17 protein-coding genes are annotated in these 22,926 nt (G+C 58.1%); 2 read left to right on the forward strand and 15 right to left on the reverse strand.

Annotated features, from left to right (window positions below; translation table 11 throughout):
• Positions 1-131: 131 nt before the first annotated feature.
• The 4 genes from HU759_RS05155 to HU759_RS05170 are packed head-to-tail and all read right to left on the reverse strand — an operon-like array spanning position 132 to position 3,584.
• Entirely contained in the window at positions 132-1,289 is a 1,158-nt protein-coding gene (locus HU759_RS05155; RefSeq protein WP_017138294.1) for an ABC transporter ATP-binding protein, read from the reverse strand.
• Entirely contained in the window at positions 1,286-1,939 is a 654-nt protein-coding gene (locus HU759_RS05160; protein WP_017138293.1) for an ABC transporter permease, read from the reverse strand. Before HU759_RS05160 ends, HU759_RS05155 begins: the two co-directional genes overlap by 4 nt.
• An 11-nt stretch (positions 1,940-1,950) precedes the next feature.
• Positions 1,951-2,847 (reverse strand): glycine betaine ABC transporter substrate-binding protein, encoded by an 897-nt coding sequence (locus tag HU759_RS05165; RefSeq protein WP_017138292.1) that lies wholly within the window; start codon positions 2,845-2,847, stop codon positions 1,951-1,953.
• A 20-nt stretch (positions 2,848-2,867) separates the two neighbouring features.
• Positions 2,868-3,584 (reverse strand): ABC transporter permease, encoded by a 717-nt coding sequence (locus HU759_RS05170; protein ID WP_017138291.1) that lies wholly within the window; start codon positions 3,582-3,584, stop codon positions 2,868-2,870.
• Positions 3,585-3,916: 332 nt separating this feature from the next.
• Here HU759_RS05170 and HU759_RS05175 point away from each other — a divergent pair, with 332 nt between their 5' ends.
• Complete coding sequence (locus HU759_RS05175; RefSeq protein WP_017138290.1) at positions 3,917-5,500, forward strand: peptide chain release factor 3; 1,584 nt, start codon at positions 3,917-3,919, stop codon at positions 5,498-5,500.
• Between the two features lie 470 nt (positions 5,501-5,970).
• Positions 5,971-6,234 (forward strand): hypothetical protein, encoded by a 264-nt coding sequence (locus HU759_RS05180; protein ID WP_170036248.1) that lies wholly within the window; start codon positions 5,971-5,973, stop codon positions 6,232-6,234.
• Between the two features lie 215 nt (positions 6,235-6,449).
• On the opposite strand, the gene HU759_RS05185 is transcribed toward HU759_RS05180, so the two are convergent.
• From HU759_RS05185 to HU759_RS05235, 11 genes are all read right to left on the reverse strand, one after another.
• Positions 6,450-7,421, reverse strand: coding sequence for a peptide ABC transporter ATP-binding protein (locus tag HU759_RS05185; RefSeq protein WP_017138288.1), 972 nt, complete (start codon positions 7,419-7,421; stop codon positions 6,450-6,452).
• The gene (locus HU759_RS05190) at positions 7,421-8,389 is read right to left on the reverse strand and encodes an ABC transporter ATP-binding protein (protein ID WP_017138287.1); all 969 of its coding nucleotides are present in this window, start codon (positions 8,387-8,389) and stop codon (positions 7,421-7,423) included. The genes HU759_RS05185 and HU759_RS05190 overlap by 1 nt, the downstream gene beginning before the upstream one ends.
• A gap of 10 nt (positions 8,390-8,399) precedes the next feature.
• The gene (locus HU759_RS05195) at positions 8,400-9,311 is read right to left on the reverse strand and encodes an ABC transporter permease subunit (RefSeq protein WP_017138286.1); all 912 of its coding nucleotides are present in this window, start codon (positions 9,309-9,311) and stop codon (positions 8,400-8,402) included.
• 10 nt (positions 9,312-9,321) lie between these two features.
• The gene (locus tag HU759_RS05200; RefSeq protein ID WP_026013789.1) at positions 9,322-10,332 is read right to left on the reverse strand and encodes an ABC transporter permease subunit; all 1,011 of its coding nucleotides are present in this window, start codon (positions 10,330-10,332) and stop codon (positions 9,322-9,324) included.
• A 77-nt stretch (positions 10,333-10,409) separates the two neighbouring features.
• Entirely contained in the window at positions 10,410-12,008 is a 1,599-nt protein-coding gene (locus HU759_RS05205) for an ABC transporter substrate-binding protein (protein WP_138449133.1), read from the reverse strand.
• An 80-nt stretch (positions 12,009-12,088) separates the two neighbouring features.
• Positions 12,089-13,483, reverse strand: coding sequence for an OprD family porin (locus HU759_RS05210; protein WP_170036249.1), 1,395 nt, complete (start codon positions 13,481-13,483; stop codon positions 12,089-12,091).
• 170 nt (positions 13,484-13,653) lie between these two features.
• Positions 13,654-15,258: an ABC transporter substrate-binding protein gene (locus tag HU759_RS05215; RefSeq protein WP_017138282.1), complete on the reverse strand. Its 1,605-nt coding sequence runs from the start codon at positions 15,256-15,258 to the stop codon at positions 13,654-13,656.
• Between the two features lie 304 nt (positions 15,259-15,562).
• On the reverse strand, positions 15,563-17,191 hold the full coding sequence (locus tag HU759_RS05220; protein ID WP_017138281.1) for an ABC transporter substrate-binding protein: 1,629 nt from the start codon (positions 17,189-17,191) through the stop codon (positions 15,563-15,565).
• A 258-nt stretch (positions 17,192-17,449) separates the two neighbouring features.
• Entirely contained in the window at positions 17,450-19,051 is a 1,602-nt protein-coding gene (locus HU759_RS05225) for an ABC transporter substrate-binding protein (protein ID WP_170036251.1), read from the reverse strand.
• Between the two features lie 142 nt (positions 19,052-19,193).
• Entirely contained in the window at positions 19,194-21,338 is a 2,145-nt protein-coding gene (locus HU759_RS05230) for a hypothetical protein (protein WP_186616753.1), read from the reverse strand.
• Positions 21,339-22,103: 765 nt separating this feature from the next.
• A complete protein-coding gene (locus HU759_RS05235) occupies positions 22,104-22,817 on the reverse strand; it encodes an SIMPL domain-containing protein (RefSeq protein ID WP_017138278.1) in 714 nt (237 codons plus the stop codon).
• Positions 22,818-22,926: the final 109 nt, after the last annotated feature.

Here is a 22,926-nt window from a genome sequence, read left to right on the forward strand (position 1 = left end):
GAGCTTGCTCCCGCTGGGGCGCGAAGCGGCCCCAAAATCAGTCAACCCCGTTTACCTGAAACTATTGAGTCGTCTGTTCTGGGGCTGCTGCGCAGCCCAACGGGAGCAAGCTCCCTCGCCACAGAAGTTAATCAGGCCAGTGCTGTCTCGGCAGGCGACACGATACTGGTCTTGCCCCCACGCGACTTACCGGAACTCAGGTACTCGGCAATCGACTCTTGCGTCACTTCACCGAGGAACACCCGCTCGGCGTCCATCACCGGCAACCACGAACGGTTGAACTCATACATACGCGACAACAGGATGCGCAAATGCTCGTCGTACGCCGCCGTGGCGTTGAACTCGCGCAGGTACTGCCCGCAGGTACCGGTCTGACGGTGCAGGTCGCGACGTCGTACATACCCCAGTGCCTTGTTCTCGGCGCAGGTGACCACCACATAACGGCGGTCAGTTTCATCCATCAGCTCCAGCGCATCCGCCACCGGAGTTTCCGGGCTCACCGACGGGGCGTTGTCGGCTGCATCTTCGGCTTTCACCAAGAGCAGGCGCTTGAGGGTGCTGTCCTGACCGACAAAGTTACTCACGAACTCGTCAGCCGGGTGCGCTAGCAAGGTGTCCGGATGGTCGATCTGCAGCAGCTTGCCGGCGCGGAAGATCGCAATCTTGTCGCCCAGCTTGATGGCTTCATCGATGTCGTGGCTGACCATGATCACGGTCTTGTTCAGCGCCCGTTGCATCTCGAAAAACTCGTTCTGGATCATCTCGCGGTTGATCGGGTCGACCGCACCGAACGGTTCGTCCATCAGCAGCAGCGGGGCATCGGCGGCCAGCGCGCGGATCACGCCAATGCGCTGTTGCTGGCCACCCGACAGTTCACGCGGGTAGCGATGCAGGTACTGCTTGGGTTCGAGCTTGATCATGCTCATCAACTCGCGGGCGCGGTCATGGCATTTCTGTTTGTCCCAGCCGAGCAGCTTGGGCACGACCACGATGTTTTCCTCGATGGTCATGTTCGGGAACAGGCCGATCTGCTGGATCACATAGCCGATGTTGCGACGCAGGGTCACTTCGTCGAGGTCGGTGGTGTCTTCACCGTTGATCAGAATCTTGCCCGAGGTCGGCTTGATCAAGCGGTTGATCATTTTCAGCGTGGTGCTCTTGCCGCAGCCCGACGGGCCGAGGAATACGCAAATTTCGCCTTCGTTGACGGTCAGGCTTACGTCGTTCACGGCGGAGACAGTCTTGCCGTTGCTTTGAAAAGTCTTGGTCAGGTTTTGAAGTTCGATCATTTGAGCAGTCCTTTTGGAGTCAGCGAGCGTTGCAGCCATTGCAGAAGCAGGTCGGCGAAGATGGCCAGGAGACTGACCAGCACGGCGCCCACGATCAGCATCGACATGTCGCTGCGGCTGATGGAAGCCAGAATAAGTACACCCAGGCCACCGGCGCCGATGGTGGCGGCGATGGTCATTACACCAATGTTCATCACCACGGCGGTGCGCACACCGGCGAGGATCACCGGCACGGCAATCGGCAGTTCGACCATGCGCAGGCGCTGGCCGAAGGTCATGCCGATGCCTTTGGCGGCTTCGCGAATGCCAGGCTCGACGCCGGTCAGCGCCAGGTAGGTGTTACGCATGATCGGCAGCAGTGAGTAGAGGAACACCGCGGTAATCGCCGGCATCGGCCCCAGGCCCTGGCCGAACTTGGAGTAGAACGGCAGCAGCAGGCCGAACAGCGCGATGGACGGCACGGTCAGCAGCACCGTGGCGCTGGCTTGCAGCGGGCCGGCCAGGGTCGGGAAGCGGGTCATCAGCACGCCCAGCGGCACGCCCACGACAATCGCGAGAATGACCGCAATGCCGACCAGGGTGATGTGCTGCCAGGTCAGTTGCAGGACAAGTGCCCAATCAAGATGGGAAAAGGCGTTCAGGAATTCCATGTCTTCTCCTCTTATTGGCTGATGGGATGTTGGCGCAGAAAATCTGCGGCCACGGCGGATGGGCTTTCATGGTCGACGTCGACCCGTGCGTTCAACTGGCGCATGGTGGCGTCGTCAAACAGCGCAGCCAGCGGCTTCAGGTCGGCGGCCAATTGTGGGTGGGCGTCGAGATAAACCTGACGCACCACGGGCGCTGCGGTGTAGTCCGGGAAGTAGTGCTTGTCGTCTTCCAGCAGCTTCAATTTGAAGGCATTCAGGCGACCGTCGGTGGTGTAGACCAACCCGGCAAACACCTGGCCATTACGCAGCGCGGTATAGACCAGGCCGGCGTCCATCTGCCGAGTGTTTTTACGCGTGAGGTTCATGTCATACAGCTTGACCATGCCGGCCATGCCGTCGGAACGGTTGGCGAACTCGGTGTCCAGGGCTACCAGGCGGTTTTCCTTGGTTTTTTCCGCCAGGGCTTGGGTCAGGTCGCTGATGCTATTGACCTGCGGGAACTCCTTAGCCACGTTCTCCGGCAATGCCAGGGCGTAGGTGTTGCTGAATTTCGACGGCGACAGCCAGACCAGGCCTTTTTTCGCGTCGAGTTCTTTCACCCGAGCGTAAGACTGTTCGCTGTCGAGCTTCTCGTCGATATGGTTGTAAGCCACCAGCGACACGCCGGTGTACTCCCAAATTAAATCAAGCTGCCCGCTTTCCTGGGCACTGCGTGCCAGGTTACTGCCCAGGCCGCCGGTCACACGGGTGTCGTAGCCCTTAGTGCGCAGGTACTGGGAAGTGATTTCGGCGAGCAGGGTCTGTTCGGTGAACACCCGGGCGCCGATGCGAATCACCGGTTTTTCGGCGGCTTGCGCAATGCCTGCAAACAGCAGGACGCAGCTCAATATCAAAGTCAGTTTTTTCATGTGATTTCCTTTGCCAAGCCTTAAGACGCACGCACTCCGCGTTCCAGCCAGAGGCGGCTGGCCATGGTCACCAGACCGTCGAGCAGCAATGCCAGCAGCGCGGTGCACGCGGCGCCGAGCAGCAGTTGCGGCTGATTGTTCAGGGCGATGCCGGGGAAAATCAGGCTGCCCAGGCTGTTGGCGCCAATCAGGAACGCCAGCGGGGCGGTGCCGACGTTGATCGCCAGGGCCACGCGCACGCCGCCGATGATGATCGGCACGGCGTTAGGCAGCTCCACGCGAAACAGCACCTGGCGCGGCGTCATGCCGATGCCGGTGGCGGCTTCTTTGAGTGAGCCTTGAACGTTTTTGAGGCCTTCGTAGGTGTTGCGCACAATGGGCAGCAACGAGGCGAGGAACAACGCGAAGATGGCCGGGCCGCTGCCGATGCCGAGGACGCCGAGGGCGATGGCCAGTACGGCCAGGGGAGGGACGGTGTTGCCGATGTTGAAGATCTGCATGAAGCGTTCTGCGCGCCCGACCATGTTCGGTCGGCTGAGCAGGATGCCGGCGGGGATGCCCACAACGAGGGCGGCCAGCATGGAGACTAGAACGAGGATCAGGTGTGCTTGCAGGTAAAACAACAAATCGTCGCGGTACAGTTCGATCGTGTTGATGCCGATCCAGTGGACCAGCAGGGCCAGGAGTGCGACGACAACCGCACCTCCTATCAGCCCTTTGCCATAGCGAATAGCCACAGGCGGACTCCTTTTTTTCTTTTGTCGGCGAACACATTCTCCGGCGGCAATGCCATTGCTGGCTGCCTTCGAATGTGTTCGCGAAAAGCAGCTCGCCGATACCGGCAACGCGGTATGCGATCGAGCCATGAGCGCAGCCTCGTCAGGCTAACTTGCTGATTTTTCAGCCCCTGTTCCGAGTGCGGTAGCAGGGGAGTGGACGTCTCTACCTTTTAAAAGGTTCCATACTTGGCAGCATTTAGCCACCCCCAATCGGGTGAACGGTGGTCCGGCGCCTGGGGTTTGCGCTATACTCGCCGCCCTTTTTTGACTCACCTGCCAGGCGATTTCCCATGACCCACCAGGCCGCCGAAGTCGCGAAACGCCGCACTTTCGCCATTATTTCCCACCCCGATGCCGGTAAAACCACCATCACCGAGAAGCTGTTGCTGATGGGCAAGGCAATCGCTGTGGCCGGCACGGTGAAATCCCGCAAATCCGACCGCCATGCGACATCCGACTGGATGGAAATGGAAAAACAACGGGGTATCTCCATTACCACGTCGGTCATGCAGTTCCCGTATCGCGACCACATGGTCAACCTGCTCGACACCCCCGGCCACGAAGACTTCTCCGAAGACACCTACCGCACCCTCACCGCGGTGGACTCGGCCTTGATGGTTCTCGATGGCGGTAAGGGCGTTGAGCCACGGACCATCGCGCTGATGGACGTCTGCCGTCTGCGTGATACGCCCATTGTCAGCTTCATCAACAAACTCGACCGCGATATCCGCGACCCGATCGAGTTGCTGGATGAAATCGAAGCCGTCCTGAAGATAAAGGCCGCGCCGATCACCTGGCCGATCGGCTGCTACCGCGACTTCAAGGGTGTGTACCACCTGGCCGACGACTACATCATTGTCTACACCGCTGGCCACGGTCACGAACGCACCGAAACCAAGATCATCGAGAAGCTCGACTCGGACGAAGCCCGCGCCCACCTGGGTGACGAGTACGACCGTTTTGTCGATCAGCTGGAATTGGTGCAGGGCGCCTGCCACGAGTTCAACCAGCAGGAATTCCTCGACGGCCAGCTGACGCCGGTGTTCTTCGGTACTGCACTGGGCAACTTCGGTGTCGACCACGTGCTCGACGCCGTGGTGGATTGGGCGCCGAAACCCCTGGCCCGGGTTGCCAACGAGCGCACCGTGGAACCGGTCGAAGAGAAATTCACCGGCTTCGTGTTCAAGATCCAGGCGAACATGGACCCCAAACACCGCGACCGTATCGCCTTCATGCGCATCTGCTCCGGCAAATACGAAAAAGGCATGAAGATGCGCCACGTGCGCACCGGCAAGGACGTGCGCATCGGCGACGCCCTGACATTCTTCTCCTCCGAGCGTGAACAGCTGGAAGAGGCGTTTGCCGGCGACATTATCGGCCTGCACAACCACGGCACCATCCAGATCGGCGACACCTTCACCGAAGGCGAAGCCCTGGGCTTCACCGGCATCCCGCACTTCGCCCCGGAACTGTTCCGCCGCGTACGCCTGCGTGACCCGCTCAAATCCAAGCAACTGCGCCAAGGTTTGCAGCAGCTGGCGGAAGAGGGCGCCACCCAGGTGTTCTTCCCTGAGCGCAGCAACGACATCATCCTCGGCGCCGTCGGTGTGCTGCAGTTCGATGTGGTCGCCAGCCGCTTGAAGGAGGAATACAAGGTCGAATGCTCCTACGAGCCAATCACCGTGTACTCCGCGCGCTGGATCGATTGCAGCGATAAGAAGAAGCTGGAAGAGTTCTCCAACAAGGCCGTAGAAAACCTGGCGATCGACGGCGGTGGTCACCTGACCTACCTGGCACCGACGCGGGTCAACCTGGCGCTGATGGAAGAGCGCTGGCCGGATGTGAAATTCCGGGCGACGCGTGAGCATCACTAAGGTCTGTGCGGTACACCAAAGGGCGAAGCTGTCATGGCTTCGCCCTTTTTTGTGTGCGCGACGCTGGTCCATTGTGGGAGCTGGCTTGCCTGCGATGGCGGTCTGTCAGTAACCCTATCAGTGGCTGGCCCACCGCTATCGCAGGCAAGCCAGCTCCCACATTTTGATCTTCATCTGTCCGGGCCATTTGCGCGAACCCCGCATCCGGTCTAGCGTTTTCAAATACTTCACCCACTCACCGACGGATCCGGAGGCGACCTTGCGTATAACTCAACGTGCCGTCCAGCTGATGCTGCTGGCAGCCCCAGGCTCAGCCCGCGCCCAAGGAATATCAAGAAAACCCCTACAATGACGGTGAGGACAGGATACGTGAGGCCTGATTGGCATAAACCCGAGAACGGAACTAGCTTCATTCACAGCGCCGGTCGAACGCTGGCGCACGTGTTTCACTGACTGGACGGAAATCGACCATGACTATCTTTCAACGTTTGGTGCTGTTGCTGAAAGTGTTGGTGATGTTATCGCTGGGCGCTTCTTCGGCGTGGGCCAGTACGGCTGTGCAGAGCCAGGTCCCAGGCTATGTGGCGGCGAAGACGGCGCAGGTGGGTGGTTTGCAGTTGGCCAAGAGCGAGTCTGAGGCCGGTGATGAAGACCAGGGCGGCTCAAAGGATGATGATGACCAGCAAGCGCCGCCAGATGACGATGACAACTCTGAAGGTGACAGCGATACCTGAGTCGAGATGAAAAAAAGCCCCGCCTGCCGGACTGATGCGCAATCCGACGGGTGGGGCGGTAGAACTCCTCTAAGTCGATCGTTCCCACGCTCCGCGTGGGAATGCATCCTGTGACGCTCTGCGTCACGCCTTAATCGAGCGACGGGACGCAGAGCGTCCTGGGCGGCGTTCCCACGCAGAGCGTGGGAACGATCCACTGTCTCGCCCTACAAGGCTTAAGCCACAAACTGCTCCGCATAGTGGCAAGCCACCTGACGGTTATCCAACGCTCGCAACTGCGGCTCCTCACTGCTGCACCGCGCCGTGGCATACGGGCAACGTTTGTGGAAAGCGCAGCCAGGCGGCGGGTTTAGCGGGTTGGGCAGTTCGCCGACGATCTTGATCTTCGGCTTGTTCGGGTCCGGGTGGATGGTCGGGGTGGCCGACAGCAGCGCCTGGGTGTAGGGGTGCAGCGGGCGCGCGTAGATGTCTTCCTTGGGGCCGACTTCCACGGGGCGGCCGAGGTACATCACCATCACGTCGTCGGCGACGTGTTGCACCACCGCCAGGTTGTGGGAGATGAACACGTAGGCGGTGTTGAATTCCTGCTGCAGGTCCATGAACAGGTTGAGTACCTGGGCCTGGATCGACACGTCCAGCGCCGAGGTCGGCTCATCCGCCACCAGCACTTTAGGCTGCAACATCATGGCGCGAGCCAGGGCGATGCGCTGGCGCTGGCCACCGGAGAACATGTGCGGGTAGCGCTGATAATGCTCAGGGCGCAGGCCCACTTGCTTCATCATGGCCTGCACTTTCTCGCGGCGTTCGGCGGCGGACAGGTTGGTATTGATCAGCAGCGGTTCGCCGAGCTGGTCACCGACCTTCTGGCGCGGGTTCAACGAGGCGTACGGGCTCTGGAACACCATCTGCACGTCTTTGCGCAATTGCTTGCGCTGGGCCTTGTCGGCGCCGGCGACTTCCTGGCCGGCGATTTTCAAGGAGCCGGACGACGGCTCTTCAATCAGCGTGAGCGCACGGGCCAGGGTGGATTTGCCGCAACCCGACTCGCCTACCACGGCGAGGGTCTTGCCGGCTTCCAGTTCAAACGACACACCATTAAGCGCGCGCACCAGTGCATGGCCCTTGAACAGGCCACGGGACACTTCGTAGTGACGGGTGAGGTCGCGGGCGGTAAGAACGACGGCCATTACGCCACCTCCTGGTTCAAGGGGTAGAAGCAGCGCGCGAGGCTGTTGCTTTTCGGGTCAAGGCCGGGGCGCTGGGCACGGCAGGATTCCTGCACGTACGGGCAACGTGGCGACAGCAGGCAACCCTGCGGGCGGTCATAACGACCAGGCACGATACCCGGCAGCGTGGCCAGGCGCGTGGCGCCCAGGCTGTGCTCGGGAATGGCCTTGAGCAGTGCTTCGCTGTACGGGTGCGCCGGAATGTCGAACAGTTGCGGCACCTGGCCGACTTCCACGGCCTGGCCGGCGTACATCACGCACACGCGCTGGGCGGTTTCAGCCACGACCGCGAGGTCGTGAGTGATCAGCACCAGGCCCATGTTCTGCTCTTTTTGCAGGGCCAGCAGCAGTTCCATGATCTGCGCCTGGATGGTCACGTCCAATGCCGTGGTCGGCTCATCGGCGATCAGCAGCTTCGGCTCGCCGGCAATCGCCATGGCGATTGCCACGCGCTGGCTCATACCGCCGGACAGTTGGTGCGGGTAAGCATCCATACGGCTGGCGGCGCCTGGGATTTCTACCTTTTCGAGCAGTTCGATAGCGCGTTTGCGGGCTTGCTTGCCGGACATTTTCAGGTGCAGGCGCAGCACTTCTTCGATCTGGAAACCCACGGTGTAGCTGGGGTTCAGCGCGGTCATCGGGTCCTGGAACACCATCGCCAGGTCTTTGCCGACGATCTGGCGACGCTGGCGGTTGCTCAGCTTGAGCATGTCCTTGCCGTCAAAGTTCAGCGCGTCGGCAGTAACGATACCGGGGTGCTCGATCAGGCCCATCAGCGCCATCATGGTCACGGATTTACCCGAGCCCGACTCGCCAACGATCGCCAGTACTTCGCCTTTGTCGACGGAAATGTCGAGGCCATCGACCACCGGCACGGCGGTCTTGTCGCCGAAGCGCACGTTGAGATTCTTGATTTCTAACAGTGACATGGGAATCTCCTCAGGCGGCGTTCTTGAGTTTCGGGTCCAGCGCATCGCGCAGGCCGTCACCCATCAAGTTGATTGCCAGCACGCTGAGCAAAATGGTCAAACCAGGCAAGCTCACCACCCACCAGGCGCGTTCGATGTAGTCACGGGCCGAAGCCAGCATGGTGCCCCACTCAGGGGTTGGCGGTTGTACGCCCAGGCCCAGGAAGCCCAGGGCGGCAGCATCGAGGATCGCCGAGGAGAAGCTCAAGGTGGCCTGTACGATCAGCGGCGCCATGCAGTTGGGCAGCACGGTGATGAACATCAGGCGTGGCAGGCCGGCGCCGGCGAGGCGGGCGGCAGTCACGTAGTCGCGGTTCAGTTCGCCCATTACCGCAGCGCGGGTCAGACGGACATAAGACGGCAGCGACACGATAGCGATGGCGATGACGGTGTTGATCAGGCCAGGGCCGAGGATTGCGACGATGGCAACAGCCAGCAGCAGCGATGGCAGGGCCAGCATGATGTCCATCAAGCGCATGATGGTCGGGCCAAGCACGCGTGGGAAGAAACCGGCGAACAGGCCCAGCAGGATGCCCGGGATCAGCGACATCACCACCGACGACAAGCCGATCAGCAACGACAGGCGCGAACCCTGGATCAGCCGCGAGAGCAGGTCACGGCCCAGCTCGTCAGTACCCAACAGGAACTGTATTTGCCCACCTTCCAGCCAGGCCGGTGGGGTGAGCAGGAAGTCGCGGTATTGCTCGCTGGGGTTATGTGGCGCAACCCACGGGGCGAAAATCGCGCAGAACACGATCAGCAACATAAACAGCAGGCCGGCAACCGCGCCTTTGTTTTTGGAAAAGGCTTGCCAGAATTCTTTGTACGGGGACGGGTACAGCAGGCTTTGATCGACTGCTACCGCTTGAGTAGGTGTGCTCATGGTCATGATCTCAGCGCTGGTGACGGATGCGTGGGTTGGCGAAGCCGTAGAGGATATCCACCACGAAGTTCACCATGATCACCAGGCAGGCGATCAGCAAGATGCCGTTTTGCACCACCGGGTAGTCCCGCGCGCCAATGGCTTCGATCAGCCATTTGCCGATGCCGGGCCACGAGAAGATGGTTTCGGTCAGGACCGCACCGGCCAGCAGGGTGCCGACTTGCAGGCCGACCACGGTCAGTACCGGGATCAGCGCGTTACGCAGGCCGTGCACGAATACCACGCGCGCCGGCGACAGGCCTTTGGCCTTGGCGGTGCGGATGTAGTCTTCGCGCAGTACTTCGAGCATCGACGAACGGGTCATGCGCGCAATCACCGCCAGCGGGATGGTGCCGAGCACGATGGCCGGCAGGATCAGGTGGTGCAGGGCATCCCAGAACGCGTCCGGCTCGTCAGCCAGCAAGGTGTCGATCAGCATGAAGCCAGTGCGCGGCTCGATGTCGTAGAGCAGGTCGATACGCCCGGAAACCGGGGTCCAGCCCAGGCTCACCGAGAAGAACATGATCAGGATCAGGCCCCACCAGAAGATCGGCATCGAATATCCCGCGAGGGAGATGCCCATCACCCCATGGTCGAACAGGGATCCTCGTTTAAGGGCCGCGATCACCCCGGCCAACAGGCCCAGGATACCGGCGAACAACAGGGCGGCCATGGACAGTTCCAGGGTCGCAGGGAAGAGGGCGGTGAATTCGGTCCACACGCTGGTGCGCGTGCGCAGGGATTCGCCGAGGTCGCCGTGGGCGAGCTTGCCTACATAGTCAAAGTATTGCGCATAGAGTGGCTTGTTCAGGCCAAGGCGTTCCATTGCCTGTGCGTGCATCTCGGGGTCGACACGGCGTTCGCCCATCATGACTTCTACGGGGTCGCCGGGAATCATGCGAATCAACGCAAACGTCAGCAACGTGATGCCGAAAAACGTGGGGATCAATAACCCCAATCGGCGGGCAATAAAACTAAACATCTTGTTGTGTACCTCAATCAGCCGGTTAGGCAGGTTCGGCACCGTCAATGTCGACGGTGCCGAGCGTCTTCTCTTATTTACTTCACCTGGGTGGTGGCGAAGTTATTTGTACCCAGAGGGCTTTGGGTAAAGCCTTCTACGTTCTTGCGCATGGCGGTGAACAATTTCGGGTAAGCCATGGGCAGCCATGGTTGATCTTTTTCGAAAACGTCCTGTGCTTGTTCATAGAGCGCAGCGCGCTGGCCGGGTTCAGCGATCGCGCGCGCTTTGTCGATCAAGTCTTGAAACTCTTTGTTACACCAGCGGGCGTAGTTTTCGCCGTTTTTCGCTGCATCGCAACTCAGGTTTGGCGTGAGGAAGTTATCCGGGTCGCCGTTATCACCGACCCAGCCGGCCGAAACCATATCGTGCTCGCCGTTTTTGGCACGCTTGAGCATCTCGCCCCATTCCATGACTTTGATGTTTACTTTCAGGCCGATCTGCGCCAGATCCGCCTGCATGCGCTGGGCGCCGAGCATCGGGTTGGGGTTGGTCGGGCCGCCACCGTTACGGGTGAACAGGGTGAACTCGGTGCCTTCCGGCACGCCGGCTTCCTTGAGCAGGGCGCGGGCCTTGTCGAGGTCACGGGGTGGGTTTTTAAGCTTGTCACTGAAACCCAGCAAGGTTGGCGGGTAAGGGCCGGTGCCCACCACGGCATTGCCTTTGCCGAACAGGGCTTCGGTATAGCCGGCCTTGTCGAATGCGATGTTGATCGCGTGACGCACCCGTGCATCGCTCATGTACTTGTGGGTGGTGTTCAGTGCGGTGTAGCTGGTGGTCATCGCCGCCAGTTCATCGACTTTCAGGTTCGGGTCTTTCTTGATGCTTGGAATGTCATCCGGCTTGGGGAACAACGCGATCTGACATTCGTTGGCCTTGAGCTTCTGCAGGCGCACGTTGTTGTCGACGCTGATCGCCAGGATCAGCGGGTCGACTGCCGGTTTGCCGCGGAAGTAGTCGGGGTTGGCCTTGAACCGCGCCTGGGCGTCTTTCTGGTAACGGATGAAGACGAACGGGCCAGTGCCGATTGGCTTGGCGTTGAGGTCTTCGGTCTTGCCGGATTTGAGCAACTGGTCAGCGTATTCCTTCGAGTGGATTGAAGAGAACGCCATGCCCAGGTCGGCAAGGAAAGGTGCTTCAGGACGGGTCAGGGTAAAGACGACGGTGTGATCGTCGGTCTTCTCTACGCTCTTGAGCAGTTCCTTGAAGCCCATGCTTTCAAAGTACGGGTAGCCCACGAGGGACTTGTTGTGCCAAGGGTGATTCGGGTCCAGCTGGCGCTGAAAGCTCCAAAGCACGTCGTCGGCGTTCATGTTGCGCGTGGGTTTGAAGTAGTCGGTGGTGTGGAACTTTACATCGTCACGCAGGTGGAAGGTGTAGGTCAGGCCATCAGCGCTGATCTCGGGCAGGGCCTTGGCCAGTGCCGGTACAACTTCGGTGGTGCCGGGCTTGAAGTCCACCAGGCGGTTGAACATGGTTTCAGCGGCGGCGTCGGCGGTTACTGCGGTGGTGTACAGAACCGGGTCAAAACCTTCCGGGCTGGCTTCGGTGCAGACCACCAGCGGTTTGGCTGAAACGCCGATCGCAACGCTCAACAGCGCAGCGGCAATGGCAGCTTGTAGCGGGAGCATTTTCATTCAGAGCCCTCTGCAATCGATTGAACCAGACAAGCGTAGACGGCGGGCTCGTGATGAGCCCGCCGTCTACCTGGCGCTAATTAAAGAATGTTGAACGGGATGGTGGTGACCAGACGGAACTCACGGAGGTTGCCGTCAGCCTGGTTGGCGCTGGCGCGGTGAGTCACGTAGGTACCACGGATGGTGGTGGCCTTGAGTGGGCCGCTCTGCAGGGCGTAGGAAGTACCGATACCGTATTCCTGGTGTTTCTCGCCATCCTGGTTCTGGATGCCGTTGTAAGCGAAGCCTTTCACGCCGCCATCGCCGGTGTAGTGAGTGCCGTCGATGCCCCAGCCGCGAGCCGAGTAGATGTTGAACTTCAGGCCCGGCACGCCGTATTCGGCCATGTTGAGGCCGTAAGCGACCTGGAACGATTTCTCGTTCGGGCCGTTAAAGTCGGACGTCAGGGAGTTGGCCAGGTAGATGCCGTTGGTTTCGTGCAGGTAGTCGAAGTACTCGTTACCGTTAACTTCCTGGTACGAGAAGGTCAGGCTGTGAGCCTGGTGAGTCAGGCCCAGCGACAGCGAGTAGGTGTCGTTGTCGATCTTGCCCATCAACTTTTTGCCTTCGTCGACGGTCTTGTAGTAGTTCAGGCCGGTGGTCAGGGCCAGGGTCTGAGCATCACCCAGTTCGTGGGTGGCGCCGAAGTAGTACTGGTTCCAGAAGTCTTTGACTTGAGCGCCAAAGAAGCTGGTTTTCAGGCTCTTGAACGGCTGATAGTTCACACCGGCGGTGTAGACGTGATCCGCTTCCTGGCCATTGCCGTATTCACTGCGGAATTTCGACAGGCTCTGTTCGGTACGTGGCGACACGCGGTCGAAGTAAGCGCCCTGGAACGACAGGTTGCTGAATTCTTCGCTGTTCAGGGCGAAACCTTCGAAGCTCGATGGCAGCGCACGGTTGCCGATGGTGTCGACGATGCCGCTGCTGAAGTTCTGGCGACCGGCGGTCAAGGTGGTGTTCGACACACGGAACTTCACGTTGGCCAGGCCCAGTTTGCTCCACTGGTCGACTGCATCACCGTTGGAGTCGGCCAGGGTACGGTTGGAACCACCCTTGATGTCGCGCTTGCTACGGTCCAGAACCAGAGCGTTGTAGACCGCCACTTCGGTGCTCACGCCGACGGTGCCTTGGGTGAAGCCCGAGGTGGCGTTGAGGATGGTGCCTTGTACCCAGTTGGTACGGTACGCGTCAGTGCGGGTTTCGCCGTGCTTCTGGTAGCTGAATTTGCTGCCGCGGAAGCGTTGTTCGTTGGCGAACCAGTTACGGGTGGTACCGCCCAGGCTAAATCCATCGACAAAGCCTTTGGCCTCGCTTTGGGCGCTGGTGCCGGCCAATGTGGTTGGAACGAAGTCCTGGCTCTGGGTTTCAGCGAAGGCGGTTGCCGTGATGCTGCTGATGGCCAGGGCCAGAAGCGCTTTGCTGCTCAGTTTCATGGGTGGAGCTCCTTTGGTTCTCTTTTTAATGCCGGTCTTTTTAGGTGAACCGGCTATTGGGTGTGTAACTCGTTCAAGCTATTGCAAACGTTTGCCGTAGGATAAATCCCAACAAAAGGCTGCACGTTTGCTACGGAGCCGATTTGGCTCCGCACCATCCGGTTATTTTCTTATGGGTTGAAACTGACGCCCGAGAACACGTTGCGGCCGAAGGGGCTGACTTTGAAACCTTCGACTTTGGCGCTTAACGGCTGGTTGACCGTCGAGTGGGCGACTGGCGTGATTGGCACTTGCTGTTTAAGCAATTGCTGCGCCTGTTTGTACAGAACAGTCCTTTGTTCGCGGTCGGTCACGACCTTGGCTTGCTTGATCAGCTTGTCGTACGCCGGGTCACACCACATGGAGTAGTTGTTCCCGCCGATGGCGTCGCAGCTGTAGAGGGTGCCCAGCCAGTTGTCCGGGTCACCGTTGTCGCCGGTCCAGCCGATCAGGCTGATATCGTGCTCGCCGTTTTTGGTGCGCTTGATGTACTCGCCCCATTCGTAGCTGACGATCTTGACCTTGAGGCCGATCTTGGCCCAATCGCTTTGCAGCATTTCGGCCATCAGCTTGGCGTTGGGGTTGTACGGGCGCTGCACCGGCATGGCCCACAGGGTGATCTCGGTGCCTTCTTTAACGCCGGCGGCCTTGAGCAGTTGCTTGGCTTTTTCCGGGTTGTAGGCGGCGTCCTTGATGCTGTCGTCGTAGGACCACTGGGTCGGCGGCATGGCGTTGACCGCCAGTTGGCCCGCGCCCTGGTACACGGCATTGAGGATGCTTTGCTTGTTCACCGCCATGTCCAGCGCCTGGCGCACTTCGAGCTGGTCGAAAGGTTTGTGGCGCACGTTGTAGGCGATGTAGCCGAGGTTGAACCCCGGCTTGGTCAGCAGTTGCAGGTTCGGGTCGGCCTTGAGCGCGTCGACGTCAGCGGGGCGCGGGTGCAGGGTCACCTGGCACTCGCCAGCCTTGAGCTTCTGCACCCGCACCGAGGCGTCGGTGTTGATGGCGAAAATCAGTTGGTCCAGCTTGACGCGGCTCGGGTCCCAGTACTGCTTGTTGCCCACATAACGGATCTGCGAGTCTTTCTGGTAGCGCTGGAATACGAACGGGCCTGTGCCGATCGGCTTCTGATTGATGTCGCTGGGTTTACCTTGTTTAAGCAACTGTTCGGCGTACTCGGCCGACAGGATCGAGGCAAAGCTCATGGCGATGTTTTGCACAAACGCGGCATCAACCGTGTTCAGGGTCATCACCACGGTGTAAGGGCCGGTCTTCTCGACCTTGGCGATGTTCTTGTTCAGGCTCATCCCGTTGAAGTATGGAAACTCGGTGGGGTAGGCCTTGCGAAACGGGTATTCAGGGTCGAGCATGCGGTTGAAGGTGAACAGCACGTCGTCGGCGTTGAAGTCGCGCGTCGGCTTGAATTCCTTGTTGCTGTGGAACTTCACCCCTTCACGCAGGTGAAAGGTGTAAGTCAGGCCGTCTTCGGAAATATCCCACTTGGTTGCCAGCCCAGGCACCACGTCAGTCGCGCCTTTTTCGAATTCAACCAGGCGGTTGTACAAGGGCTCCGCCGCGTCGTTGTCGGTGGCGGTGGTGTACTGCGCGGTGTCGAACCCGGCCGGGCTGCCTTCAGAGCAGAACACCAGGCTCTTCTTTTCGGCGGCTTGGCCCATCGTGGCCACAGCCAGCAGGCTGGTGCCAAAAATTGCGGATAGAACAGTGGTATGGCGCATGACGATCCCGATCCTTGTTTGTTGTTGTCACCAGCGAACAATCACCCAGGCGTCAGGCCTGGGAGACATCACTGATCCCACATACAGCAAGTGCCTTTCCTAGGTTGGAGCCTCTGCTGTCCTACGACGGTATGGGTCGCGGAGCTTGCAGTAAATGCGCCAAAACGGATTGACCTTGTAGGCAACGGATGCACATGTCGCAGTTCATTGCTGTAGGACGGCAATGTTGCGGATGTGGTCTGTTTCCTACGGTCTGGGCGGATGCAATAACGGCGACGTTATGAAACGTCGCCGCTACTGAGCCTTACTTGCCGCTTACGCTAACGCCGTAGAAGGAGTTCAAGCCAAACGGGCTGATCTTGAAGTCCTGCACGGTGTTGCGCATGGGTTGATACACCGTCGAGTGCGCGATAGGTGTCATCGGGACTGCATCTTTGAGGATATGTTGCGCCTGCTTGTACAGCTCGGTGCGTTTGGCGACATCCGATGTGGCTTTGGCTTCTTTGACGATGCCGTCGAATTTCTTGTCGCACCATTTGGAGAAGTTGTTACCGGACAGCGAGTCGCAGCCGAACAGCACGTTCAGCCAGTTGTCAGGGTCACCATTGTCACCGCTCCAGCCAATGATCATGGCCTGGTTCTCGCCGCCTTTGGAACGCTTGATGTACTCGCCCCACTCGTAGCTGACAATGTTGACCTTCAGGCCGATCTGTTTCCAGTCGTTCTGCAGCATCTCGGCCATCAGCTTGGCGTTCGGGTTGTACGGACGTTGAACCGGCATGGCCCACAGGGTGATTTCGGTGCCTTCCTTGACGCCCGCTTCCTTGAGCAAAGCCTTGGCTTTGGTCACATCATGCGGGGCATCCTTGATGGTGGTGTCGTAGGACCACTGGGTCGGCGGCATGGCGTTGACGGCCAGTTGGCCTGCGCCCTGGTACACGGAGTCGATGATCTGCTGCTTGTTCACCGACATGTCCAGCGCTTCACGTACACGCAGGTCAGACAGTGGGTTGGCGGCGGTCTGGCCCTTGAGCACCGGCATAACGTTGTAAGCGATGTAACCCAGGTTGAAACCGGCCTGGTGCGGCAGTTTCAGGTCCTTGTCTTCACCCAGCGCCTTGAGGTCGGCTGGACGCGGGAACAGGGTCACCTGGCATTCGTTTTTCTTCAGCTTCTGGATACGCACCGACGGGTCAGTGGTGATGGCGAAGATCAGGTTGTCGATCTTCACGTCTTCAGGCTTCCAGTAATCCTTGTTGCCGGTGTAACGGATGTTGGAGTCTTTCTGGTAGCTCTTGAACACGAACGGGCCAGTGCCGATTGGCTTCTGGTTGATGTCCTGTGCCTTGCCTTCTTTCAACAGTTGGGCGGCGTATTCAGCCGACTGGATCGACGCGAAGCTCATTGCCAGGTTCTGGATGAAAGCGGCGTCCACAGTGCCAAGGGTGAACTTGACGGTGTGGTCATCGACTTTCTCGATGTTCTTGATGTTGGTGTCCATCCCCATGTCCGTGAAGTACGGGAACTCGGTGGGGTAGGCTTTGCGAAACGGGTCGTCCTTATTGATCATGCGGTTGAACGTGAACAGCACGTCATCAGCATTGAAGGTACGGGTCGGCTTGAAGTACGAGGTGGTGTGGAACTTCACGCCATCACGCAGGTGGAAGGTGTACGTCAGGCCATCCGGGGAAACGTCCCAGCTGGTGGCCAGCCCAGGAATCACAGCAGTGCCGCCGCGTTCGAACTGGGTCAGACGGTTGAACATGGTTTCGGCCGAGGCATCGAAGTCTGTTCCGGTGGTGTACTGGCCTGGGTCGAAACCGGCCGGGCTCCCTTCGGAGCAGAACACCAGGTTAGTCGCCGCTTGGGCGAATGGAGCTGCGGCCATAAGGCCAGCACTCACTAAAAGCGGAAGGACTGCGTGTTTAAGCATGTTGGCCTCATGATTTGTTGTCATTTTTGGTGGTGAGGGCGACCTCGTGAGTCGGCCTGCGGATACTTATGCAGGGGCCATACCCATTGCAAGATGCTGAACCGTTGCGAGAGGCAAACTGTGGTACGAACGTACAGGAATGTCGCATTTATGAAAGTTTGTACATAAATGCATATATATAGAGGGTTTTTTCGGTGCATTGTGCGCACCAAAAAGGCCCAGCCGAGGCGTCTGGCGCACTCGGTTGGGGCGATGATGTTACTTATCTAGACTGACGCCATAGAACGGCGTAAGCCCAAACGGGCTGATCTTGAAGTTTTGCACTTCCTTACGCAGTGGCTGGAAAACCGTCGAGTTCGCAATAGGCGTTATAGGTACTTGTTCCTTAAGTATTTTTTGCGCCTGTTGATACCACTTGATGCGTTGCTCGCGGTCGTTGCTGACCTTGGCCTGTTGCACCAGCTTGTCGTAGGCCGGGTTACACCATTTGGCGTAGTTACTGCCCTTGACGGCGGCACAACTGTAGAGCACGCCGAGCCAGTTATCCGGGTCGCCGTTGTCGCCGGTCCAGCCATAAATCATGGCGTCATGCTCGCCATTTTTGGCGCGCTTGATGTATTCGCCCCATTCGTAGCTGATTATGTTGGCCTTGATACCGACCTTCGCCCAATCCTGCTGGATCATTTGTGCCGACATGCGTGCGTTGGGGTTTGAAGCACGCTGTACCGTCATGGCCCACAAATTGATGGTGGTACCTGGTGCAACCCCTGCTTCTTTTAGTAGCGCCCGGGCCTTGGTCGGATCGTAGGGCGCGTCCTTGATAGTGGGGTCATAAGACCACTGCGCCGGTGGCAGTGCGTTCTGCGCCAATTGTCCGGCGCTCTGGTAAACGGCCTTGATGATCGCGGGCTTGTCGATGGCCATGTCCAGCGCCTGGCGCACTTTGAGCTGGTCCAGCGGCGGATGCGTCACGTTGTAGGCCAGGAAACCCAAGTTGAAACCGGCCTGTTGCAGCACGCGCAGGTTGGGGTCTTGTTTCATTATTTCAATGTCGGACGGACGCGGGTAACCGCTGACCTGGCATTCACCGGCCTTGAGTTTCTGCAGGCGCGCGGCGGCGTCCGGGGTGATGGCGAATACCAGATTGTCGAGCTTCACATCCTCGGGCTTCCAATACTGCTTATTGGCCACGTAGCGAATCTGCGAATCTTTCTGGTAGCGCTTGAACACAAACGGGCCCGTGCCCACCGGCTTCTGATTGATCTGCTCGGCTTTGCCTTCTTCTAACAGTTGGGCGGCGTATTCGGCTGATTGCACCGAAGCGAAGCTCATGGCCAGGTTCTGTACGAACGAGGCATCGACATTGTTCAGGTTGAACTGCACGGTGTGGTTGTCGAGTTTCTCGACGTTTTTGATCGTGGTGTTCAAACCCATGTCAGTGAAGTAAGGCGATTCTGACGGGTAAGCCTTGCGAAACGGGCTGTTGGCATCGAGCAAGCGATTGAACGTGAACAGCACATCATCCGCATTGAAGTCACGGGTAGGGGTGAAGTAGTCGGTGGTGTGGAATTTGACGCCATCGCGCAGGTGGAAGGTGTAGGTCAGGCCGTCTTTGGAGACCTCCCAGCTTGTTGCAAGGCCAGGCTCTACCTCGGTGCCACCGCGCTTGAACTGGGTCAGGCGGTTAAAGACGGTTTCGGCTGAGGCATCGAAATCGGTGCCGCTGGTGTACTGGCTGGGGTCGAAGCCGGCGGGGCTGGCTTCGGAGCAGTAGACCAGGGTAGTCGCCGCCTGAGCGGTCGGCATCAAGGCCAGGAGGCCGGCGGCAAGGAGCAACGGTTTTAAGGTGATTCTTTCCATGGAGACCCCTGAAGTGGTGGGCATATAAAAGCTGCCCAAACGGAAGCGACGGTCACCGAGGTTACCGCCGTTCAGGGTTATCAGGTAGAGACTCTGGTTCACTTAATGCAGTCAGATGATGCCCTTCGGCAGGTTCTCGCTGTTATGGTTGTGGGAAGGTCATTGGCTTATAAGTAAATGCCCACCATGAAAACGGATTCCAATAGGGATTTTTCTTTACGGGTTTGAAGTTTATGGTTTTCGCCAATTCTTTGGCGACGTATTTTTCAGCTTCGTCTCTGGCCAATGCCCTATCGGCATCAGTCAGCGGGGAGTTCTGAGTTTGTTTTAGGGCTTTCAAATATTCTTTTTCTACTTTTTCAATCGCGGCATTTATTTCTTCCGGCACGAGGTTGCCTGTGAGCGTGCCACGATAGCCTTTGACGGGGCGCTGTATGAGCCTCTGAAACTCAGCCGCGAAGGAGGCATCTCCACCACTTGCAGAGTCACATGTCAGCAGCCGTATATTGTCAAACGTCTCCGGGTGAATACCTGCGTCTTTAAGTGTCTGAAGTAGCTCTTCGGGCGTATGGAGTTTTCCGGCATATGAAACTTTCGCGATACCAGTAGCAGGGTCGACGCTCCCATGGACGAGTATGTTGAGTCGTTCTGCACTGCCTTTTTTGTTGAAATCGGTAAATGTGTAGAGTTTTTTGTCAAGGGCGTTTAGGTCATTGAGTTCTCCACTCAGAATTACGTTTTTTTCAGGCGTAGAAAAAAGAGCCTCGCCGGTCGGTAAGTCTTCAATGGACCTTAGAATCGAACGTTTACTGTTTTGCGCTTCGATTGTCGGGGGCACGCCTTCTGTCTCAATGGCCGGTGGCGTACTCGGTTCGTTTGGCGCGGCGTGGGTGGCGGGGTGTATATCGCTTTCGCTCGACACTTTTATGTTTCGCTCAAAATCAAAACTCTTGGTCTGCTCATTGTATTTCCAGCCGTAAACTTCGCTGCCCGCGGTAGTAGGTCCGATGGGGGCTTCACCCAACCCTGCATCCGTCCCAATTTGTGCAACTTCGTGCGCGAGTTGCAGGGCAGATATCACCGCGGCAGCAGTGCCGCCAACGCGATCGCTGGCTGTCATACCCGTGGCGGCGTCATGAATGCCAAACACGATATTGCCCGTATTGCCGACAACGGGGACGTAACCGAAGGTATTGCCCCACGCCTCTTTCGCGGCCTTCCACGATTGCTTCGAGGCACCAAACACCTGCGTCTGATCGTCCGATTTTGCATTTTTGGTGTTCATCTCCTGATAGGCGTGGGCAATACCGGAGTTAAGGCTTCCAAACTTTAAATAATAGTGTGAATTTCGCGACTGGGTATAATTAAAAGTCTCCTCCGCCGGTACAACTTTTTCGCTGGTTTTACCGGCACGCCCCGGGTAGGTGGCACCTTTACCGATAATCAAATTTTCGAGTACATCGCCCGCCGGGGGCCAATGAGTATTTTGGCCGCCCTGCCTGTCCTTGGAGTTGAAACTCCGTAGCAACTCATTACGGTTTTCTTTTGCCCAACTGGCAAATTCATCATCGCCGTCTATTTTACTGACCTTGCCGTTCTTCAAGTCAATCATCAGGCCTCTATTGGGCCGGTGATCATAATCGCCATGGTAGTTTTTGTAAGGGATAAACGCATACCCGGCGAGCGGATAGCCGTAGATATTTGGAATAACCACGTTGCCGTTTTTGTCTAGTGTTCGGTCGATGGCTTCTTGTGCCTCAGCCCCGAGCGCCTTATAACTTTCCTTGTCGTTGCGCAGACTGTGCAAGGTGCCCCGCACTACATAGGCATCGGCCAACCCTGAGCGCTTCGCCAGTGCGCCCGAATGATCCGCCATGGGCTTGATTATCTCGTTTTTCCAATGATGCTGAAGCTTGGCGCCCATCGACTCCAAGTCGTTAATTTTATTTCGGTCTTCTGGCCTGATTTGCATGCTTTGGGCATTAATCACGCCGCCTCCCGCGGGTCTATCGTGCTTAAGGGCTCCGGCTGCAATCTCCCATGCAAAGTAGGTGCGCTCGTCTTTGCTGGTCAGGTGAGAAGCACCATTAAGCTCCTTGGTGTAAGCGGTGAACGTCACCGTGATTGTTTCATGCGGGTCATACCCGGCTGCCAGCAAACCGCCACTGAAGTAACCTGCGGGTTCCATGTATTGACGGGCATCTTGGAATTTAATATTCCTTTCGCCTTCGCTACCGTGTTCCACAAGCTTTAACTTCCACCTTACGCGATCCGCATAGTCACCCATACGTGCCTCCCGTTCTTGCAGGGAGGCGTTCGCCGGGGGGGGAGTGACGCTCCACCCATAAATGACTCCCTGGATATTACCCGGTTTAAGATCGTCGAAGGGCGAGTGTCCATGAAACCCACCGCGATAAAACGGCTGGCCCCTCGGTAAACCTCTTGAATTTCTATCCGGAGGGGATAGATCGCGAGTGACGCGATTGCCCGTGTGTGCTTGTTCTGGATAGTTTGAATCCAAGGGAGTAGTTGGTGTAGCGCAAGCGTGCAGCGAAGAGGGTGCCATTGTTTGCATGGTCGGCTCGATTTACTGAGTGGGTTGTGAACTTAACTGTCGATCCTCACTGGGCAGCAGGCGGCCGCAAGTTTACGCTGCGGTGCAATAGCAGGCATCGCACAGAGAACGTCGAATAAACACGTTGCTTGTTAAGTTAAGGCAGCAGTGATGATCACTCAGTGGGGGGCTGGACGCGTCGAGTTCCACTTTACACCCTGGTTGAGCACGTAAAGTTGATGCTTAAACTTATTCCGACTGTGTAGAAGAAAAGTTTTACATGAAGGTACTGTCAACTGTTGCATGGCAGTTTGAGTGGGAAAGCTTTCCACTTGAAATTTTACGGTCGTCGTTAATGAAATGTTGCTGTATGGCGTTCGAGCGCGGCGATGTGAGTTGTGATTTTGCGCTGTCGGTGTGGGGCTGTTGGGCGACATAAGCGCGGTCAAAAAAAAGCGCAGCCTGTCAGGCTGCGCCGTTTCTAATATCGCAAAGGGTTTAGTGCAAGACCTCAATCACCCCATCAGCGCTCATGTTGACCTGACTGGTGCCGGCTTCTACTTCTGGCGTTGGCGCCGAATCCGCCATGGCCGCCTTCATCATCATCCCGCCATTGCGGGCGTAAGGCATCGGGTAACCATTGGTGTTGAAGTTCAGGTTGACGATCTTGTAGCCCTTGCCACCCAACGCGTCAGTTGCGAGCTGGGCACGGGCCTTGAACGCGGCGACCGCATCCTTGAGCAACGCATCTTCGCTGGCCTTGCGCGTGGTGTCGGCGATGGCGAAGTCCATGTTTTCCATTTTCAGGGTGTTCAACAGCTCGCCAGTGAGTTTGGACAGTGCCGGGAAGTCGGCGCTTTCCAGACGCAGTTCGGCGCGTTCGCGCCAACCGGTGATCTTCTGGTTCTTGCTGTCGTAGATCGGGTAGCTGTTGCGGCTGCCTTGGCGCAGGGTTACGGCTTTGACTTCACGTGCCTGGCCCAACGCCTTGTTCATGGTGTTGGTGATTTCGGCAGCAAGCTTGGCCGGGTCGGCATTTTGCGATTCGGTGTACAGCGTGACGATCATCTTGTCGCGGGCAACCTCCTGGCTGACCTCGGCGCGCAGGGAAATCTGGTTGTAGTTCAGCCCTTCGGCTGCCAAAGCGGGGAGGCTGGCAAGGGTGGCGACGCCCAGGGTGATAACAGCTGCACTGCGAGTGAAACGAGACATGGAAGCTCCTTAAGGTGTTCGTATCGGGTATGACTGTAGACGGTGGTATCGGGTTCTTCGGGTTTACACATTCGCTACAAGTTGTGATGGCGCCGACGAACGGTCGTTT

The sequence above is a fragment of the Pseudomonas sp. OE 28.3 genome (assembly GCF_014268205.2).
Lineage (GTDB): Bacteria > Pseudomonadota > Gammaproteobacteria > Pseudomonadales > Pseudomonadaceae > Aquipseudomonas > Aquipseudomonas edaphica.

What these genes read in the sequence shown, in the direction of transcription:
- HU759_RS05205 (WP_138449133.1), bottom strand. Translation starts at nt 12,008, where the DNA reads ATGAAAATGCTCCCGCTACAAGCTGCCATTGCCGCTGCGCTGTTGAGC.
- HU759_RS05220 (WP_017138281.1), bottom strand. Translation starts at nt 17,191, where the DNA reads ATGCTTAAACACGCAGTCCTTCCGCTTTTAGTGAGTGCTGGCCTTATG.
- HU759_RS05160 (WP_017138293.1), bottom strand. Translation starts at nt 1,939, where the DNA reads ATGGAATTCCTGAACGCCTTTTCCCATCTTGATTGGGCACTTGTCCTG.
- HU759_RS05210 (WP_170036249.1), bottom strand. Translation starts at nt 13,483, where the DNA reads ATGAAACTGAGCAGCAAAGCGCTTCTGGCCCTGGCCATCAGCAGCATC.
- HU759_RS05190 (WP_017138287.1), bottom strand. Translation starts at nt 8,389, where the DNA reads ATGTCACTGTTAGAAATCAAGAATCTCAACGTGCGCTTCGGCGACAAG.
- HU759_RS05235 (WP_017138278.1), bottom strand. Translation starts at nt 22,817, where the DNA reads ATGTCTCGTTTCACTCGCAGTGCAGCTGTTATCACCCTGGGCGTCGCC.
- HU759_RS05185 (WP_017138288.1), bottom strand. Translation starts at nt 7,421, where the DNA reads ATGGCCGTCGTTCTTACCGCCCGCGACCTCACCCGTCACTACGAAGTG.
- HU759_RS05230 (WP_186616753.1), bottom strand. Translation starts at nt 21,338, where the DNA reads ATGGGTGACTATGCGGATCGCGTAAGGTGGAAGTTAAAGCTTGTGGAA.
- HU759_RS05200 (WP_026013789.1), bottom strand. Translation starts at nt 10,332, where the DNA reads ATGTTTAGTTTTATTGCCCGCCGATTGGGGTTATTGATCCCCACGTTT.
- HU759_RS05215 (WP_017138282.1), bottom strand. Translation starts at nt 15,258, where the DNA reads ATGCGCCATACCACTGTTCTATCCGCAATTTTTGGCACCAGCCTGCTG.
- HU759_RS05195 (WP_017138286.1), bottom strand. Translation starts at nt 9,311, where the DNA reads ATGAGCACACCTACTCAAGCGGTAGCAGTCGATCAAAGCCTGCTGTAC.
- HU759_RS05180 (WP_170036248.1), top strand. Translation starts at nt 5,971, where the DNA reads ATGACTATCTTTCAACGTTTGGTGCTGTTGCTGAAAGTGTTGGTGATG.
- HU759_RS05155 (WP_017138294.1), bottom strand. Translation starts at nt 1,289, where the DNA reads ATGATCGAACTTCAAAACCTGACCAAGACTTTTCAAAGCAACGGCAAG.
- HU759_RS05225 (WP_170036251.1), bottom strand. Translation starts at nt 19,051, where the DNA reads ATGGAAAGAATCACCTTAAAACCGTTGCTCCTTGCCGCCGGCCTCCTG.
- HU759_RS05175 (WP_017138290.1), top strand. Translation starts at nt 3,917, where the DNA reads ATGACCCACCAGGCCGCCGAAGTCGCGAAACGCCGCACTTTCGCCATT.
- HU759_RS05165 (WP_017138292.1), bottom strand. Translation starts at nt 2,847, where the DNA reads ATGAAAAAACTGACTTTGATATTGAGCTGCGTCCTGCTGTTTGCAGGC.